Source organism: Lysobacterales bacterium (genome assembly GCA_014946745.1).
GTDB lineage: Bacteria > Pseudomonadota > Gammaproteobacteria > Xanthomonadales > Xanthomonadaceae > Aquimonas.
In genome coordinates this window covers 2,546,862-2,565,248 of sequence record JADCRD010000001.1, presented here as the reverse complement: position 1 = coordinate 2,565,248, position 18,387 = coordinate 2,546,862, and the positions used below count along the sequence as shown (strand labels likewise).

At 69.0% G+C, this 18,387-nt stretch carries 10 protein-coding genes; 9 read left to right on the top strand and 1 reads right to left on the bottom strand.

Translation table 11 applies throughout. From position 1 onward, the window contains the following. Positions 1–87 precede the first annotated feature (87 nt). From H4O13_10135 to H4O13_10095, 9 genes are all read left to right on the top strand, one after another. Positions 88–4,188, top strand: coding sequence for a S8 family serine peptidase (locus tag H4O13_10135; GenBank protein ID MBE5315749.1), 4,101 nt, complete (start codon positions 88–90; stop codon positions 4,186–4,188). 270 nt (positions 4,189–4,458) lie between these two features. Beyond that, positions 4,459–5,607, top strand: coding sequence for a pyridoxal phosphate-dependent aminotransferase (locus tag H4O13_10130; GenBank protein ID MBE5315748.1), 1,149 nt, complete (start codon positions 4,459–4,461; stop codon positions 5,605–5,607). Between the two features lie 4 nt (positions 5,608–5,611). After that, entirely contained in the window at positions 5,612–6,427 is an 816-nt protein-coding gene (locus tag H4O13_10125) for an amidohydrolase (protein ID MBE5315747.1), read from the top strand. 190 nt (positions 6,428–6,617) lie between these two features. After that, positions 6,618–7,337, top strand: a complete 720-nt coding sequence (locus H4O13_10120) for a CsgG/HfaB family protein (GenBank protein MBE5315746.1) — start codon at positions 6,618–6,620, stop codon at positions 7,335–7,337. A 181-nt stretch (positions 7,338–7,518) separates the two neighbouring features. Then, positions 7,519–8,757 (top strand): PQQ-like beta-propeller repeat protein, encoded by a 1,239-nt coding sequence (locus H4O13_10115; GenBank protein ID MBE5315745.1) that lies wholly within the window; start codon positions 7,519–7,521, stop codon positions 8,755–8,757. Continuing rightward, positions 8,754–12,770: a protein kinase gene (locus tag H4O13_10110; GenBank protein ID MBE5315744.1), complete on the top strand. Its 4,017-nt coding sequence runs from the start codon at positions 8,754–8,756 to the stop codon at positions 12,768–12,770. The genes H4O13_10115 and H4O13_10110 overlap by 4 nt, the downstream gene beginning before the upstream one ends. Before the next feature lie 125 nt (positions 12,771–12,895). Further along, positions 12,896–13,621, top strand: a complete 726-nt coding sequence (locus H4O13_10105; protein MBE5315743.1) for a response regulator transcription factor — start codon at positions 12,896–12,898, stop codon at positions 13,619–13,621. Positions 13,622–13,988: 367 nt separating this feature from the next. Further along, the gene (locus H4O13_10100) at positions 13,989–15,314 is read left to right on the top strand and encodes a HAMP domain-containing histidine kinase (protein MBE5315742.1); all 1,326 of its coding nucleotides are present in this window, start codon (positions 13,989–13,991) and stop codon (positions 15,312–15,314) included. A gap of 510 nt (positions 15,315–15,824) precedes the next feature. Then, positions 15,825–16,949, top strand: coding sequence for a DUF4397 domain-containing protein (locus H4O13_10095; protein MBE5315741.1), 1,125 nt, complete (start codon positions 15,825–15,827; stop codon positions 16,947–16,949). 90 nt (positions 16,950–17,039) lie between these two features. Here H4O13_10095 and H4O13_10090 read toward each other — a convergent pair whose 3' ends face one another. Then, complete coding sequence (locus tag H4O13_10090; protein ID MBE5315740.1) at positions 17,040–18,353, bottom strand: GntP family permease; 1,314 nt, start codon at positions 18,351–18,353, stop codon at positions 17,040–17,042. Positions 18,354–18,387 lie beyond the last annotated feature (34 nt).

The following is an 18,387-nucleotide window of genomic DNA, read 5'->3' as shown; positions in this document are numbered from 1 at the left end:
CGCTAGTTACACTGCGCCGACCCGGTCAACCGCAGGCGCGCAGCACGCGCCGGCTGCGCCCCCTTGCCAGACAACGATGCCGTGTCCATGCCAGTCCTACGCCCCCTCCTGCTGTCGAGTCTCCTGACACTGTCGCTCACGGCGACTGGCCGCGCTGCCACGGATCAGGCCGACGCAAGCCCACCTCAGCGCTACATCATCCACCTGCAATCGCCACCGGCGGCACTGTTCGAGGGCTTTGCTGGGGCAAGCGATGCGCGCAAGCGAGCGCTAGCGCCCACGCACCCCGCCACGGCCGGCAAGGCCCGGCTGCAGGTCGCAAGCTCCGAGGTCAAGGCCTATCGCAGCTTTTTGGCGGACGAACGCGCGGCGTTCACCCAGTCTGCCGGGCGGGTCCTCGGGCGTGAGCCCAAGGCGCTGGCGGAGATCGACCTCGTGCTGAACGCGGTGGTACTGGAGCTGGCCCCCGCCGAGGCCGAGCGCTTGGCCCAGCTGCCCGGCGTCAGCCGCGTCGAGCCTGACTTCGTGCGTCGGCCCATGGGCGATGCGGGACCTGCCTGGATCGGCGCACCGGCGGTGTGGTCGGGGGCTGCGGGCGCACCGACGCGTGGCGCCGGCGTTCTGGTCGGGGTGATCGACACTGGCCTGAATGTCGCGCATCCCGCGTTTGCCGGTCAGGGCCCGATCGATGGACATTTCCATACCTTCCCTCGCAGCGTGGCTCCCTCGCTCTGTGCCAGCCCGACCAGCCCGCCCTGCAATGGCAAGCTCGTCGTTCTGCGCGACCTGTCGGTGGGCAGCAGCAGCAACGAGCTGGATAACGGCTTGGATCGTCATGGTCATGGCTCGCATGTGGCGGGCACCGCCGTCGGCAACGCGCTGCGCGTGGCGAACGTCGCGGGTGACCCGTCGGAGCGCGACGTCTCGGGCATTGCACCGCATGCGAATCTGGCCTCCTACAAAGCCTGCGAAGTCGAGGCAAGGTGCGTCGGCAGCTGGCTGTTGGCGGCGATCAATGCAGCCGTGGCCGACGGCGTCGACGTCATCAACTACTCGATCGGCGGCGACCCGGGAAGCCCCTGGACGAGCAGCGATGCGCTGGCCCTGCTGGCGGCGCGTGAGGCCGGCATTGTCCCAGTGGTTGCGGCGGGCAACGACGGCCCAGGGCTGGGCTCGGTCACCTCCCCCGGCAATGCGCCGTGGGTCATCAGCGTTGCCAACATCAGCCACGACCGCAGCATCGGCAGTCGAGTGGTGGATTTCACCGGCGGTTCGGCCAATCCCCCGGGCGGGGGCAGTCTTCTGGGGGCGGGCGCGAGCGCGGGTTACGGCCCAGCCAAGATCGTGTTTCCGACCGACTTTCCCGGCTGCGGTCGGGGAGAGGGTTTGGGCCTTGACACCACCGGTGAGCCGGACGGCAGCAGCAACCCGTGGTCCGGCAACCCGAATCGCTTCAACGGCGAGATCGTTGTCTGCATGCGCGGCACCCAGGCACGGCTCGCCAAGAGCGACAACGTGCGTCGCGCTGGCGGCGGCGGCATGATTCTGCTCAATGGGGTGGGCGACAGTGAGAGTGTGCTTGCCGATGCCCATTCGATCCCGTCCACCCATCTGGGCTTTCGCGCGGGCGAGCAACTGAAGGCCTGGCTGTTCGCGGGAGGGGAGCGTGCCCGTATCGAAGGTGTCCGGCTGATCCAGGACCCGAGCCTGGGCAATCGGCTGTCGGCCTCGAGCGGACGCGGTCCCGTGTCCTATGGGGGCGTGATGCTTCCATCGATTGCCGCTCCAGGCACCAGCATTCTCTCCGCCAGTCATTCGGACAGCGGTCTTCGCATCCTGAGCGGCACGTCCATGGCTGCTCCGCACGTCGCCGGTGCCGCAGCGCTGCTGCGCGCGCTGAAGCCGGAGTGGCGGGCGGATCAGATCCAGTCAGCCCTGATGCTCAGCGCGCGGCCCGGACTGGTGTCCGAGGACGCAATCACTCCCGCTCGCCGGATCGACATCGGCGCAGGCGGCCTCGACGTCGCTGCGGCAGCGCGGGTCGGGCTTGCGCTCGAAACCTCCGGGCGGGAGTTCCGATCGGCGCGGCCTTCGGCGGGCGGTCAACCACGTCAGCTGAACCTGCCGGGCCTCGTGCACGAGGCCTGTCTGGATTCCTGCAGCCTTTCGCGCACCCTGCGGGATGTCGCGGGCGGTGGCCGCTGGCGCGCCAGTGTGTCCTTGCCGGGTGGCAATGCCCGTGTTCAACCTGAGTCATTTGAGCTCGCCCCGGGCGCGAGCCAACGTCTCGATGTGCTGGTGGATCTCAGTCGAGGCGCCGATATCGGTCGCTGGCTGGACGGCGAGATCAGGCTCGCTCGGCTCGACGCCGCGGGTGAGCTCAGGATGCCGCTGGCGGTGTTCGCAAGTGCGGGCGACGTCCCATCGCGGCTCGATCTGGGGCCTGTCGCGGACGCAGGGCTGCGCTTGATGGAGCTTGCGGGCATCGCTGCCCTGGATTCGCTGGTGGTCGAGGCTGGCGCGTTGACGCCGGTGCGGGTGGCGAGTCGCGCCCTGGCCTCCGGTTCGAGTACCGAAGACGCCTACGCGTTCTCGCAGAGCTCCGCTTTCCACTTTCTGCTCGAACTGCCCGCCGCAACGTCGGTGACGCCGCGGCGCTTCCGCTTGAGCGCTGAGACATCAGCCGCCACCGGCGCCACGCTCGGCCTCTATGCGGGCATCGACAACAACGGCAATGGGCAGCCGGACGAGTCCGAGCAGATCTGCGTCGCCAAGGGCAGTTCCCCGCGCTGCGATCTCGATCTGGCGCAAACGGGCAGTCTCAACAGGGTCTGGGTGATGTCGCGGAACGAGTCGGGTCTGGGCCGCGCCGAAGCCGAGGTGGAACTGCGGGCGGCGTTGCTGGATCCGAGGCCCTCCGGCCAAGGCGAGGTTGCGGCCTCGGCGCCCCCCAGCGTGCCCGCCGGAGCGGTCTTGCCGCTTCGTCTGTCGTGGAATGACCCCGCATTCCAGCCTGGTGAACGTCGCGCCTTCTTGCTGAGTCTTCGCTCACGGGCCGGCTTGGAGCCTTTCGCGCGGATCCCGGTGACTCTGCTTCGGGATACATCGGCGCCCACGCCGAGGCCGCTGGTCGAGGGGCGCGGCGTGAGCCTCAAGCTGGCGCCCGGCGAAAGCCGGAAAGCTTTCTTCATCGATGTGCCGGCGGACACGCAGCGACTGACGCTGAGCGCTGAAGGTGGGGATGTCCGGATCGATGCCATCCGTGACCCAGCGCCGACGATGCCCTTGGCTATGCCACCCGCGAACCTTTCCCCTTCCCTGAACGGCGTGGTCGGCCGCTCTTCGTCGACCGATGTTCCTGTGCAGCTGCTCGCGCCCGGACGCATCTGGGTGGTCGTCCGCAACGTCGGAAGCGAGGTCGCAAACACCTCGATCAGTCTGCGTATGGACACCGAGCAGCGCGTCCAACCGCGCTTTGGCGCCTGGTACAACCCGCAGCGCAGCGGCGCAGGCGTGTTCCTGCACGCCGTCGGTGCGAGCTGGGGTTTGCTCTGGTACAGCTATCTCGAAGACGGCACCCCCACCTGGTACGTCGGCTCAGCACCCGCACCCCATGCGTCGGAATCGCGGTGGACAGCACCCCTGCAGCGCATGGTGTGGAGTGAGGGCGTCGCCCGGACAACGCAGGTCGGTCGGATCGTGATCGCAGCGACCGCCGAGAATCGGATGCAGATGAGCTTCGAGCTCGATGGGCAATTCGGTAGCGAGCCGATGCAATGGATCGGCAGCGAGCGCTGCGCGTCTGTCCAGGGCCAGAGCCTCGACCTGAACGGCCTGTGGTACGACGCGTCCAACTCGGGTTTCGGCTACAGCCTCGACGTCTCACCCGAGGCCGAGGTGGTCGCCAGTTTCCTCTACGACGGCCGCGGCTGGCCGCGCTGGGTGCTCGGTTCGGGGCGTCCCTTCGGTTCCGGCCCCATCGATCTGCTGCAGTTCCGCGGCGCGTGTCCGCTGTGCGAGCACAGCCCGGTGCAGTCGCAGCCCGCAGGGCGACTGCAGGTGCTTTATGCCAATGGCCAGCCGGCCACGCTTGAGACCGCGATCGACTTCGTCGCGCCGCTCTCGGGCAGCTGGGTGCGCAGCCATCCCTTGAGCCGCCTGACGAGCAGCCTGGGCTGCCCGCCCTGACAGCTGCCACCGGGTCCCGGATAGCACGGGGCAAGCCCTGGCGTGCTGGATCCGCAAGCGCGCCCTCCACGGCGCGCGGCCATGCGGACTCCTTCAGCGTGGCCTGACACATCGGCGCGCCGGCAGCGCGCGGGCCCTCGGCCGCGCGAGGTGGGCTTGCGTCAACCGCCGCGAGGATTAGGCGTCTCGCCCTCCGCAGAGGCCGCGACGCCATTCGACGGCGATTCCGCTACCCTTGCGCGCCCGTTTGACGCCGCCCGCGAGAGCACGATGCAGATCGAGACCAAGCTGCCCAAGGTGGGCACGACCATCTTTACCGTGATGTCGCAGCTGGCCGCCCAGCACGGCGCCGTCAACCTGGGACAGGGTTTCCCTGATTTCGAGACGCCGGCCTTCCTGCAGGACGCCCTGGTGCGGGCAATGCGCGCCGGCCGCAACCAGTACGCGCCGATGCACGGCGTGGCCCCGCTGCGCGAGCAGATCGCGGCCAAGACGCTGGCCCTGTACGGCGCGCGCATTGACGCGGAACGCGAGATCACCGTCACCAGCGGCGCCACCGAAGCGATCTTCGCCGCGATCCACGCGGTGGTGCGGCCTGGCGAGGAAGTGATCCTGCTCGACCCCTGCTACGACAGCTATGAACCGGCGGTCGATCTGGCCGGCGGCGTTGCGGTGCATGTGCCGCTGAACCCCGGTGATTTCAGCGTCGATTGGCAGCGCGTGCGCGACGTCGTCACCCCGAAGACGCGGATGATCCTGATCAACTCGCCGCACAACCCGTCCGGCGCGGTGTTCGCCCAGTCCGATCTCGATGCGCTGGCTGAGATCGTCCGCGAGACCGGCATTTTCGTGCTCTCGGACGAGGTCTACGAGCACATCGTGTTCGATGGGGCCCCGCACATGAGCGTGCTGCGCCATCCTGAACTCGCCGCGCGCAGCTTCGTGGTGTCGAGCTTTGGCAAGACCTACCACTGCACCGGCTGGAAACTCGGCTATGCGGTGGCACCGGCGGCGCTGAGCGCGGAGTTCCGCAAGGTCCACCAGTACCTGACCTTCTGCAGCTTCGCGCCGGCGCAGTGGGCCTTGGCCGAAATGCTCGAACACCATCCTGAGCACCATCTGGAGCTGCCGGACTTCTACCAAAGCAAGCGCGACGCCTTTCGCGTGCAGCTCGCCGCGACGCGCTTTACCTGCCTGCCGGTGCCGGGCGGCTACTTCCAGCTGGTCGACTACTCGGCCATTTCCGACCTGGGCGATCTCGAGTTCTGCCGCTGGCTGACCGTGGAGAAAGGCGTCACCGCGATTCCGCTCTCGCCTTTCTATGCGCAGCCTCCTGCCGATCAGCGGGTGATCCGCCTCTGCTTCGCCAAGACCGAGGCCACCATGGCCGCGGCGGTCGAACGTCTGGTCAAGGTCTGAGCCCATGACCGTCGCCAACGCTCCCAGTCGTGACTTGCGCGTGTCGCTGGTGCAGGCCGCCACGGTCTGGCACGACGCTGCCGCGAACCGCGCCCTCTACGGCGAACTGGTGCGGCCCTTGGCCGGCCAGACCGATCTGGTCGTGCTGCCCGAAACCTTCACCTCGGGCTTCTCCAACGCTGCCATCGGTGACGCCGAAACGATGGAAGGCCCCAGCGTCGCTTGGCTGCGTGCGCTGGCCGCGGAGGTTGGCGCCGCGGTCACCGGTTCGATGGTGATCCGCGAGGGCGACAAAGTGTTCAATCGTCTTCTGTTCGCCCTGCCAGACGGTCAGCTGGCGCAGTACGACAAGCGCCACCTGTTCCGCATGGCCGGCGAACACGAGCGCTATGCCGCCGGCGGGCCGAAACTGGTCGTGGAGTGGTGCGGCTGGCGGATCTGTCCGCAAGTCTGCTACGACCTGCGCTTCCCGGTGTTCGCCCGCAATGTGTTCGACGAGGCCGCGCAGCGCTTCGACTACGACCTGATTCTGTGGGTCGCCAACTGGCCGGCCGCGCGCCGTTACGCCTGGCAGACCCTGCTGCGCGCGCGCGCCATCGAGAACCTCGCCTGCGTGATCGGCGTGAACCGCGTGGGCGTCGATGGCAACGACCTTGCATACGCTGGCGACAGCGTCGCGCTCGACCCGCTGGGGCAGCCCATCGTCGAGCTTGGCGCCCAGCTGCAGGTGGTGACGACGCGCTTGGACGCGGCGGCGCTGGCGCTGCATCGCCAGCGCTTTCCGGCCCAGCTCGACGCCGATCGGTTTCAGATCCTCTGAGGCCGGTGGCGCCGGGCCCGGCAGCGCCCCGGAACATTGGATGGCGCTTTTCCCCGCTGTGTCACGTATGTGCTGTCTGAGTCCGCAGTGAAGGCGTAGGCTTCCACGCGGGGTTATCAGTCGGTGACGCCCCGCGCGGGGCGCCGCTTGGGGTTCAACGACGCACAGGGTTCACGAGGGAGGAGTCGCAATGATGAAGTCGATGATGGCCTGCGTTCTGGCAGTGGCTGCGCTGGTGGGTTGGCAGGCCGCGTATGCGCAGCGTGGCGAGCGCATCTCGGTGGCGGTGGATGAGTTCAAGAACGAGTCGGGCGCCGGCTGGTGGCGCGGCGGCGTCGGCTGGGAACTCTCGGGCATGCTCTCGAACGAGCTGGTCGCCACGCGCGCCTTCAGCGTGGTCGAGCGCTCCCGACTGGAATCGGTGCTGCAGGAGCAGAACCTTGCCGCCTCAGGGCGCATGGCGCCCGGGCAAGGCGCGCGCATCGGTCAACTGACGGGCGCCCAGTACCTGATCATGGGCACGGTCACGAGCTATGAAGAGGAAACCGCGAGCACCGGTGGCGGCATCAGCTTCCGCGGCGTCTCGCTCGGCGGCAAATCGAGCAAAGCCTACGTGGCCGTCGATCTGCGCGTGGTCAACACTGAAACCGGCGAAATCGAGTTTGTCCGCACCATCGAAGGCGAAGCCAAGAGCGGCGGCATGAGCGTCGGCCTGTACCGTGGGGGCTTCGGCGGCGCCCTGGAGAGTGAGAACAATACCCCGGCGGGCAAGGCGATCCGCGCGGCCCTGGTGATGACCACCGACTACCTTGAGTGCGTGATGGTCAAGCAGGACCGCTGCATGCGCGAATTCGACGCCGCTGACGACCGCCGCCGCGAGCGCACGCGGGATTCGCTCAGCATCGATTGATCGCGCCTCATCGCTGCGAGCCCGCACACGCCCCGGTCTGCCGGGGCGTGTGCGTTTTCCGCCTCTCCAGCACTCTGCGCTGACGGCGTGCCGCAGGGCTCCCAGCCAGAGCACCCCGCTGCCACGGTGGTGTGGCAGGATCGCGGCGCCGCAGACCGCGGCCTGCCCAACCGCCCCGTCGATGACCGCTACGCCCCTGTGGAGTGCAACGCCGCATCCCGGCTTCTACATCAACTCGGTGGCCATCAGCGCCGATGGCGGGCGCATCGTCGCCGGCACCTTCTTTCACGACTACGGCGGCATCGCAGCAGAGGTACATGGCAGCGAGCGCAAGCTCGCTCCGCGCATGGCGGCAGGCCTGCGTGAACCCGCACGGCACGTGGATTCCGCAGCGTCCGCCGACCAGTACGGACGCTTTGGCACGTATGTCTGGGATCGTGAGGGCAAGCCCCTGCTGGCCCAGGAGTTCGAGGGCTGGCAGGGCGTGTACTGGGTTGCCATGGACGGCCAGGGTGCGATCGTCGCCAGCACCGGTTGGCGCAGCGGCAGCCCGGACTACGCGGGCTTCATCTCAGCGGTTGCCGTGGATAGCGGGGCCAGCCTGCTGCAGTTCGCGCTTCCTGGCCGCGGCAATGTGGTGAGTCTGGATCCCAACGCGCGTGTGCTGCTGGCGGGCGCGGACCAGGGCTATCTCTTCGCACGCGATCCGAACGGCGATTTCGTCGACACGCCGGCGACCCTTCCGCTGTCGGATGCCAGCGATACCGTGCTGGTGGCGGCGCTGTCAGCCGATGCCGGCCGCGGCCTCCTGGCCAGCTATCACGGCGAGGTGCTGCTGTTCGACATCGACGACGGCGTGCCCGCAACGCCGGTGCGCTGGCAGGTGCCGGGTTCCGCGTATCTGCATTTCGCCGCGCTGTCCGCGGATGGCGCCTGGGCCTTCGCAGGCGCCAACACCGGCGAGCTGTACGCCCTCGACGTCAATGCCCTGCTCGCCGGAACCACACGCGACCCGAGCTGGAGCGCAGCGATTCCCGGCGGCGCCACCACCATTTATGGGGTCGCCTGCAGCGCCGACGGCGCTCGGGTCGCCGCGGCGGGCAACCTGCCCTCCGGGGGCGGCAGCGTTTCGACCTTTGCCAACCAGCACACGCGTGGCGAACTGCTGTGGACGGCCGCGACCCTGCATTCGCCGAACTCGGTGAGTTTCGATGCCGACGGGCAGTGGCTGGGTCTGGCGGACGGTCATCCGGATGGCAGCCCGGGCGCGTTCTATCTGTTCGATGGCAGCACCGGCAGCCTCGCGTGGAGCTATGTCACCAGCAACATGAGCTGGCCGATTCAAGTGTCCGGCGATGGCAGCACCGTGGCTGCCGGCAGCGATGACGGCAGCGTCTACCTGTTCGCGGGCGGTGTGTGAGTACTGAGGCGAACGACGCCTCGACGGGGTCGAGCGAGGCTGCGCTGGAGGCCCCCACGCAGGCCGTCAGCCAATGGGTGCGCCTGCGCCGTGCCCGCGACATCGACTTGGAGGATCCCGCCCAGCGTCGCTTCGGCGACTTCGAGCTGATCGAAAGGCTAGGCGCGGGCGGCATGGGCGTGGTCTATCGCGCCCGTCAGCAGAGCCTGGAGCGCGAGGTCGCGCTGAAGCTCGTCGGCGTCGATTCCGCTTCCGGCGAGGCCTGGGTCACGGCGTTCCGCAGCGAGGCCCGCCACGCAGGACGGCTGCAGCATCCGAACATCGTGCCGGTGTACGAGATCGGCAGCGTCGATCACCTGTACTACCTGTCGATGGGTCTGGTTTCGGGGCCCACGCTGCAGGCCTGGGCGCAGGCGCAACCGCAGGCGGACCCTCGCGAAATCGCCCGGCTGCTGCGGCGCGTGGCCGAGGCGATCGAGTACGCGCACGGCGTCGGCGTCCTGCACCTCGATCTGAAACCCGGCAACGTGCTGCTGGACGCCCGCGGCGAGCCGCAGGTGAGCGACTTCGGCCTGGCCCAGCGCTTGGGCACGGAAGCGCGCTCGCAGGCCGTCGGAACGCCGGGCTACATGGCGCCGGAGCAGGCTGCGGACGGCCTGGCCCTGTCGCCGGCCACCGACGTCTGGGGGCTGGGCGCCGTGCTTTACCGACTGCTGTGCGGCCGTGCCCCGGTGCGCGTGGAGCACGGCCAGGTGGCGTCATGGCGGGTGGTCGATCCGCGGGATCTGCGTTCGGGCCTTCCGGCCGATCTCGCGGCCATCTGCCTGCGCTGCCTTCAGGCGGAGGCCTCGCAGCGCTATCAGACCGCGCGCGAGCTCGCCGATGATCTGCAGCGCTATCTCGATGGCCGTCCGGTCAGCGTGCGTCGTCAGGGCGCTGCGGAACGATTGCGCGGCTGGGCACGGCGCGAGCCGCGTACGGCCGCGCTGGCGCTGGGGCTTCTGCTGACCCTGCTGCTCGGCCTCGCCGCCAGCACCCAGCTGTGGCTGCGCGCCGAGGCCAACCGCATGCAGGCGCAGAGCACCCTGTGGCAGGCGCGGCGCGCGACCCTGCTGGATGCGGCGGCCCGCGGCGACCCGCTCCAGGCCTTGCCGGCGCTGGTCGACAACATCGCTGAGGCCGAGGCCGCGGGCCGCGTCGACGAGGCCTACATCGATCGGCTCCGCTTTGCGCTGCTGATGCAGCAGTCGCCGCGTGCGATCGCGGTCTGGCCTCAGGGGGACGAGGGCAGGGCGCTCGCTTTCGCCGAGCAGGGCGCGCTGCTGCTGGCGGGCCTGCGTGGCGGCGAGCTGCGCGCGCTGCAGGTCGAGGACGGCAGCCCGCTGTGGTCGCAGCGACCGCCGTTTCCGCCGACGCCGTGGGGGCCCAGCTACGTGGGGCGCATCCAGCCGACCGCGGATGGCCGGCATGCACTGCTGTATCCCAGCGGCAGTTCCGGTGTCGTCCGGCCGGATACCAGCGCCATGCAGCGCGTGGACCTGCGCAGCGGAGCGCTGCTGCCCCCGCCCGCAGCTTTCGTTGGTTTCGAGGCGGCCAGCTACAGCGTCGATGGTGGAAGAGCGCTGCTGCGCGCCGACGATGGCGCCATGCAGCTGTGGCAGGTCGTGCCCTGGCAGCCTCTGGGGGCCCGCTTCGATGGCTTGGGCGCGCGCCACTGCCTGCCCCTCTCTGCCAGTACGCGCGTGGCCTGCGCGCGCGCCGGGTTCACCGAGGTCGAACTGCTGGACGCGAGCGACGGCCGCAGCCTGCAGCGCGTCCGCTTCGACGACGGGGCCGAACTGCTGAGTTGGAGTAGCGACGCCGCTGGGCGCTGGCTGGCCTTGGGCAGCAGCGCCGGCGCGCTTCGACTGCTGGATCTGCGGACCCTGCAGCAGACCGAATTCGGCGAAGCGGGCGAGGGCGGCGTTGTTGACCTGGGCTTCGCGGGTGCTCGGCTTGGCGTCGTCTACGCCAAGGGCAGCGTGCGCCTGCTCGATCTCGCTGGCCCAGCGTGGGCCAGCCCGCGACTGCGCGCGGGCGGAGGCAGCCTCGACGCGGCTCGCATCGATGCCGAAGGCCGCTGGCTGCTCGGCAACGACGGCCGCATCGCCGTGTGGTCACTGGCCGAGTCCGAAGGCCTGCTGCAGCCGCGCGCGCAGACCCTGCTGCGGCACGCGGGAGCCGTCATCGGCTTCCAGGCCTTCGCGCTGCAGCCTGAGCAGGGCTTGGTCGCCAGTCAGGGCAGCGGCGGCGAACTGTCGCTGTGGCGACTGCCGTTCGCCGAGGAAGGCATCGGGCCGGGACCGCTGCAGCCGGGCGACGCCCGCGCGGCCGCCGCGGACGACTCCAGCGCGGACGCTGCCCTTGCCGCGCTCGCCCGCCAGCAGCCCGGCGCCATCGCCTATCGGCTGGAGTTTGCGGCCCGCGGGCGTCGCGCCGTGCTGGCCGAAGGCGCCTCGCTGTGGGTCGCGGACGATGGAGCCGTGCCGCAGCTGCGCCAGCTCGCGCTGCCGTCGAGCGCGCAGTACCTGCTCACGGCGCCCGCTGCAGAGCGCGCCTTGGTTGGGTGGATCGAAAGCGAGGGCGCGTTGCAGCTGCGTTGGCGACTGCTTGACACCGCGCGCGCCGAGTGGCTGGGAGCGGGCTTCAGCACCGAGGGTCAGCCCGCCGGGCTGCGTCTCTCGGACGGCGGTGAGCGCTTGCTGCTGTGGCAAGGGCAGGTGCTGCAGGACATCGATGCCGCCGGAGCTGGCGCGGTGCGTTCCCTGCAGCTGGACGGCGAGCCCGCTCTGCGTATCAACGATGCGACCTTCGACGCGAACGGCGAGCTCGTGCTGGCGACCCAGGCGCGCAGTGTGGTCCAGGCGGCGACCATCGAGCGATGGCAGCTGCAGTCGGGGGAATGGCGGCGCATCCAACGCATCGATACGCCCTATGGCCACGTGCGGGTGCTGCCGGGCCCGCATGGCGTGGTCGGCCACGGGCCGCGCCCAGCGCTGTACGCCAACGGCCGCAGCGTCGAACTGGGCAACTTCGGGGCCGAGTTCAGCGAACAGGCCGCCCTGTCGCCGGAGGGACGCATCGTCGCGCTCGGCAGTCGAGGCCGACTGCTGCTGGTGGATCTGCTCGCCCGGCAGGCGGTGCTGCCGCCACTGGCCCTGCCGCTCGACGCCGACGATACGCTGGCGAGTCTCGCGTTCAATGCCGCAGGTGACGCGCTGGAGATGCGCAGCCACTACGGCCGGCGTCAGCGGATCGACCTGCGCGCCGATGCGCGGCCGCTTGACCAGCTTCATCTTGAGGCTGCCGACTTTGCGCCGGATCCGACCTCGCCGCTGATGCTGGGGCGTGCAGAGGATCCTCAGTTGCGGCGTGCTCGTGATCCCGGGCCGCCTGTGCGCGACGGGGGCGCAGACCGATCCGCGGCGGGGCCGGTCGGATGGGCCAACGTCCCCGCCGGCCGCCGTTTCCAGGGCAGTCGCGGCGGGCTCGGCATCACCGACAGTGCCGCCTGGCCGCGGGGCCACATGCGTCTGCGTGGCATCGATTACCTGTTGGGCGATGCCCTGCAGCTGGCGCCACAAGGCGAGGCGCTGGGCGCAGCGCAGTTCCCCTCGGTCTCGCCGGTGCTGCCTGTGCCGAGACGTGACCGGCCCTTCCATCTGCTGTTGACCCAACAGGGGGCGCACGCTGCCGAGATCGAGGTGGAGTGGGTGGCCACAGACGAGAGCCAGGTCGCTCGGACGCGTGTGACGGTGCCCGCCGCCGCCGATCCTTCCGGCGCGGGTGCCTTGGGTGCGCCGGTGGCGCTTCTGGTGAGGACTGCCGAGTCGAGGCAGCGCGGTGGAGGCAGCCCCGTGCTGCGGGTTTTCGCGATCGCGATCGAGCCACCGGAAGGCGCTGGGCCTGCGGCCGGCATGCGCCTCCGGGCCCTGGATTCAGCGCCTCTGCTGGTCGGTCTCGAGGCGCCCTAGCCGCCCTGAAGGCGGCCGCGCTGGCCTTGCCTCTGGCATGGGTGAGATGTCAAGACCGGTTCACGCCTGCCTCACCCCGCCCGTGATCAATTCACGTCCGTGAAAACGACCCCTGGAGCACGGCCATGAAGTCACGCGAAGAATCCCAAGGCTTGATCCTTCTCATCGAGGACAACCGCAATATCTCGGAAATGGTGGGCGAGTACCTGGAGCGCAAAGGCTTCGGCGTCGACTACGCCAGTGATGGCGCCGATGGCCTGCGCCTCGCCGTGGAAAACAGCTACGACGTCATCGTGCTCGACCTCATGCTGCCGCGCATTGACGGGCTTGAAGTGTGCCGCCGCCTGCGGCAGGAGGCGAAGAAGTCGACGCCGGTGCTGATGCTGACCGCCCGCGACACGCTCGATGACAAGGTGCGTGGCCTGGAGGCCGGCGGTGACGATTACCTGGTCAAGCCTTTCGCGATCCAGGAGCTGGAAGCCCGTGTGCGCGCCTTGATTCGGCGCGACCGTCGCCAGGTCAGCGCAGAGGTGCTGAAGGTCGGCGACCTCGTGCTGGACACTGCAACCCTCAGACTCACCCGCGCTGGCCGCGACCTGCAGCTGTCGCCGATCGGGCTGAAGCTCTTGACCATCCTGATGCGAGAATCGCCGCGCGTGGTCAGCCGCCGCGATATCGAGCGCGAAATCTGGGGCGATGCCTTGCCCGATTCCGACACCCTGCGCAGCCACCTCTACAACCTGCGCAAAGTGATCGACAAGCCCTTCGAGAAGCAGCTGCTGCACACCATCCACAGCGCGGGCTACCGCTTGGCCGAGCTGGAGACCGAACCGGCGCAGCGGGTGGGGTAATCGAGCGCCGGGGTTCGGGATTGGGGATTCCTGAGAGCCGGGATTTGGGATTTGGGATTGGGGATTCGGAAAAGCGCGTGGACGCCTTCAGCGTCAGCGCGCTGAGGCGAGACTCCGCCGATCTTTGCAAGACTCCTGGCCGGCACCGCCGAGGCACGGGCCCCGCGCGTCGCGCGGGGCCCGTGCGCTTTTTTGGCCAGGAAAGACCTTGGCAATCGCCGCCGTCTGTATCGTCGTCGGTGAGCGGTGCCGCCGCTTCACGCTCGCATCCAAAGCCCAGAGGCATGCTCCGCTTGCCTGCAGCGGGATCGCCGCGGGCTGCGAATCCCCAATCCCCAATCCCCAATCCCGAATCCCAGCCAAGAAAATGCGCATCTCCACTGGCCTGCGCCGCAAGATCTGGGCGGCTTTCATCCTGCAGATCGCCGCCATCAGCTGCGCCACGGTTCTGGGCGTGTACGGCGCGTCCGCTGTGCTCAAGGATGTGCTCATCCAGCGCGCGCTCACCGATGAGGCCGCGCACTTCCGCGAGCGCCTCGCCCGCGACCCGAGCGCAACTCCGCCCGATACCTACAACATGCAGGGCTACCTGCTGCGGTCCGGCCACAGCGAGGAAGTTCTGCCCGAGAACCTGCGCGGCCTCACGCCTGGCTACTACAGCCTGCCGGCCCAGCGCGGCGGCGCACTGGTGCTGGTGCAGGAAGGCGAGGGCGGCACCCTGCTGCTGGTGTTCGACGCCGAGCAGGTCAATGCGCTCGCGTTCTTCTTTGGCGCTGTGCCGCTGGTGCTGGTGCTGGTGGTCATCTACATCATCGCCTGGGCGACCTACAGGATCTCGCGCCGCGCGGTGTCGCCGGTGATCTGGCTGGCCGGCGTGGTCCAGCACTGGGACCCGAAGAAGCCCAATCTCGAAGCCCTCTCACCCGAGCAGCTGCCGCTCGACGTGGAAGGTGAAGTGCTGGTGCTGGCGCAGGCTCTGCACGAATTCGCCTCACGCATCGATGCCTTCGTGCAGCGCGAGCGCGACTTCACCCGCGATGCGAGCCACGAGCTGCGCAGCCCGCTGACGGTGATCCGGATCGCCTGCGACATGCTCGGCGCGGAGGACGATCTGCAGCCCTACGTCAAGCGCCAGATCAAGCGCATCCTCGGCTCGGCGCGCGATATGGAGGGCTTGATCGAATCCTTCCTGATCCTCGCCCGCGAGGGCGATGCCGACCTGCCGGAAGAGGACTTCGTCATCAACGAAGTGGTGGCCGACGAGGTTGAAAAAGTTCGCCCGCTGCTGGGCGATAAGCCGGTCGAACTGCGGGTCGAAGAGCACGCCGCCTTCTCGCTGCACGGCAGCCCGCGCGTGCTGCGGGTGATTCTGTCCAACCTGATTCGCAATGCCTGTGTGTACACCGACCAGGGCAGTGTAGTCGTGCAGATTCACGCCGATCATGTGTGCGTGCAGGACACCGGCTGCGGCATGACGCCTGAAGAGTTGGATCGCGCCTTCGACCCCTTCTTCCGCGGCGGCATGCGCAAGGAAGGCGGGCAGGGCGTGGGCCTCACCATCGTCCGCCGGCTGTCCACCCGCTTCGGCTGGCCGGTCACCTTGGAGAGCGAGGCGGGCAAGGGCACCTGCGCACGCGTGCGCTTTCCGGCGGTCTATGACGCAGGCGGGCAGGCGGCTGCCGAAGCGAACTGAGCCCCTGCAGATCGTCTTCGCGGGATCTGGCGCAGGTGCGCGCCGCGACGACTGCGGCCCTGCGCTCCAGCCCATGGTCGTCCGTGCATTCGCTGCGGCCGGCTCTGAGCACTCGCAGGCGCGCTTGCCTCCGCGGGATCAAGCGCTGTCGTGCCCGATCCGCGAGCGCCCGCCATGGCGGGCGTCAACGCTGAACTGTTCACCCTTGCCCGAAGGGCTGAGGGGCATAGCGCGCCTGCGGCGACGTATCGCCGGGCTCGAAGCGCATCAATCTGCCGCACATCGCTTCGGATCCAAGGTCTTTCCATCGCACCGCTCATCGCTGCCTGTTTGCCGTCGATCCGCCGGCGCGCACAGGGTCTTGATGCCTCGGGCACAGCGCCTTGAGCTGCGTGCACGCCAAGTCGCTGCGTGTTGTCGCCGGCTTCAGATTCTCTGCAGGGGCGATTGACGTTCAGATGGGTACAAGTTCGGCGCGCCACAGTTCCGGCGCTCACCTGGGAGACCCTTATGAACACGATCAAGACGACTTACGCTTCCCTTCTGCCCGCTGGCCTGGCCGGCCTGCTGCTGTTGGCGCCTGCACTGGCGCACGCCGACGCGCGCGTGCTGGTCGGTCATTTCGCCCCGTTCAGCAACAGCCTGGCGGCGACCGCCGTGGATGTGCGCATCAACGGCAACACCGCGCTGCGCAACGTGCGCTACGGCGAGTTCACCAGCTATATCTCCTTGCCCGCCGGTGCCTACACGCTGGAGGTGCTGCCCGCAGGCACCACCACGGTGGCGATCCGCGCCAGTGTGACCCTGGCGGACAACACCGACTACACCGTGCTCGCGACGGGCGGTGCCAACGGCCAGCCGCTGGCGCTGCAGCCGCTGGTCGACGACAACCGTGCGCCCGCGGCCGGCAACCTCAAGCTGCGCGTCATCCACGCCGCGCCCTTCGGGCGCGATGCTGCCGCGACTGCCGTGTCCATCCGCACGGATCGTGGCGCCGTGGTCGGCGGCCTCAGCAACGTGCCCTTCTTCGCGGCCAGCGGCTACCTCGAAATCCCGGCCGGCAACTACGACCTCAAGGTGGCCACGCCGGACGGCAGCCGCAATCTGATCGATCTCGCTCCCGTCGATCTGCCTGCCGGCGCGGTGCTGTCGGTGTTGGCGACGGGCGATGGCGTCAATCAGCCGCTCGGTTTCACCGCGCTGCCACTCGGTGCGCTGCCCACGGAAACGCCGGTCGATGCGTCCGTCAGCGGCCACTGGTTCACGCCGGAGTTCAGCGGCCAGGGCTTCGCCTTCACGCCCAAGCCCGACGAGAACCGGCTGCTCGGCAGCTGGTACGCCTTCGACGCCAGCGGCAACAGGATCTGGTTCACCCTCGACAGCGCGGCAGCAGGCCTCGGCACAGCGGCTGCAACGGGCGGCGGCTTCAACAGCCGCAGTGCCGAGCTGGCCGTGCTCAGCACCACGGGCGGTCGCTTTCTTGCCTCTGATCGCGTGCAGACCACCCAGGTCGGCCGCGTGCGCGTCGACTTCGCCGATTGCCGCACCGCCGTCGCCGAGATCCGCCTGGATGGCCAGCCGGTGCGCAGCATCCCCTTGCTGAACTTGACGCCCTCGGGCATCTGCTCGCTCTGAGTCGGGGGCCGCGGCGGACCTGTCGGCCTGCGTTCGTTCGGCCCGAAACGGCGCGCGAGCAAGCTCGCGCGCCGTTTGTCCGCGCCTTTGCTAGAGCCCCAGCGCGAACAGTAGCAGACAGAGCACCAGCCCCAGGCCCGGCACGACCACCGTCAGCGCGGCCACAGGGCCATAGGCGGCGCGGTGGGTTTCGCCGCAGATCGCGCGAATCGTGGTGACCACGTAGCCGTTGTGCGGCAGCGAGTCGAGCACGCCGGACGAAATCGCCACCGAGCGATGCAGCTGCTCGGGGTTGACCCCCTGCCCGAGGAAGATCGGCGCGAGGATAGGCAGGGCGATGACCTGGCCGCCCGAAGCCGAGCCGGTGATGGCAGCGACGATGCTCACGGCCACCGCCGCGCTGACCAGGCCGCCGCCCGGCAGATGCGTCACCCAGTCGACGATCAGCATGAATGCAGGCGCGACTTTGGCGACCGCACCGAAGCCCACGACGGCCGCCGTGTTGCCGATCGCGATCAGGGCACCGGTGCTGCCCTCGGCGACGGCCTTGCCGGGGTCGCGCCGTGATCTGAAGCACAGCGAGTAGACCCCCACGCAGCCGGCGAGCAGGGCAAGGATCAAGGCCGAGGTCTCAAGGCTGTCGTGAAAGACGAAGCTGACGACCAGCACCAGGGCCGGCCCCACCAAGGCGCGCCACACCGCCGGCAGGCGGATGTCCAGCGGCTGCGGATCGTTGTCGCGGCCCTGGAAGTGCTCGCCGCGCGCCTTGGCGCGCTTCAGCATCCACACCAGCCAGGCGTAGCCGCTCGCCGCCATGAAAACCGCGGTGATCAGGCTGGCCTGCCAGGCCGCCCACGGAGTGGTGCCGAGGTACTGGATGGGAATCCAGTTCTGGATCTCGGGCGAGCCCGCCGAGGTCATGGTGAAGGTGACCGAGCCGAAGGCCAGTGCGGCTGGAATGAAGCGTCTGGGCAGGTCGGCCTCGCGGAACAGGGCCAGCGCGGTGGGGTAGACCGAGAACGCCACCACGAACAGGCTGACCCCGCCGTAGGTGAGGATCGCGCAGGCCACGACCACCGCCAGCGCCGCGCGCTGCGCGCCAATGCCGCTGACGATCCAGCGCGCCACGCTGTCGGCGGCGCCGGTGTCCTCCATGAGCTTTCCGAAGATCGAGCCCAGCAGGAACATGAAGAACCAGCTGGCGATGAAACTGGTGAATCCGCCCATGTAGGCGGTGACCACGTTGGCTTGACCGTCGCCGGCCAGCGGCGGCAGCAGCGCGATGTCCGAGGTGATCGCCACCAGCAGCGCGCACAGCGGCGTGGCGACGAACAAGTTCATGCCGCGGATGGTCAGCAGCATCAGGAGCAGCAGGGCGGTGATGAGCCCGATCAGGCTGAGCATGGAAGGGCACACGGGAGAGCGGTCGACGGCAGCG

Bases quoted from the DNA above. Each gene is read 5' to 3' on its own strand.
- H4O13_10135 (MBE5315749.1), top strand. From the start codon at position 88: ATGCCAGTCCTACGCCCCCTCCTGCTGTCGAGTCTCCTGACACTGTCG.
- H4O13_10130 (MBE5315748.1), top strand. From the start codon at position 4,459: ATGCAGATCGAGACCAAGCTGCCCAAGGTGGGCACGACCATCTTTACC.
- H4O13_10125 (MBE5315747.1), top strand. From the start codon at position 5,612: ATGACCGTCGCCAACGCTCCCAGTCGTGACTTGCGCGTGTCGCTGGTG.
- H4O13_10120 (MBE5315746.1), top strand. From the start codon at position 6,618: ATGATGAAGTCGATGATGGCCTGCGTTCTGGCAGTGGCTGCGCTGGTG.
- H4O13_10115 (MBE5315745.1), top strand. From the start codon at position 7,519: ATGACCGCTACGCCCCTGTGGAGTGCAACGCCGCATCCCGGCTTCTAC.
- H4O13_10105 (MBE5315743.1), top strand. From the start codon at position 12,896: ATGAAGTCACGCGAAGAATCCCAAGGCTTGATCCTTCTCATCGAGGAC.
- H4O13_10100 (MBE5315742.1), top strand. From the start codon at position 13,989: ATGCGCATCTCCACTGGCCTGCGCCGCAAGATCTGGGCGGCTTTCATC.
- H4O13_10095 (MBE5315741.1), top strand. From the start codon at position 15,825: ATGAACACGATCAAGACGACTTACGCTTCCCTTCTGCCCGCTGGCCTG.
- H4O13_10090 (MBE5315740.1), bottom strand. From the start codon at position 18,353: ATGCTCAGCCTGATCGGGCTCATCACCGCCCTGCTGCTCCTGATGCTG.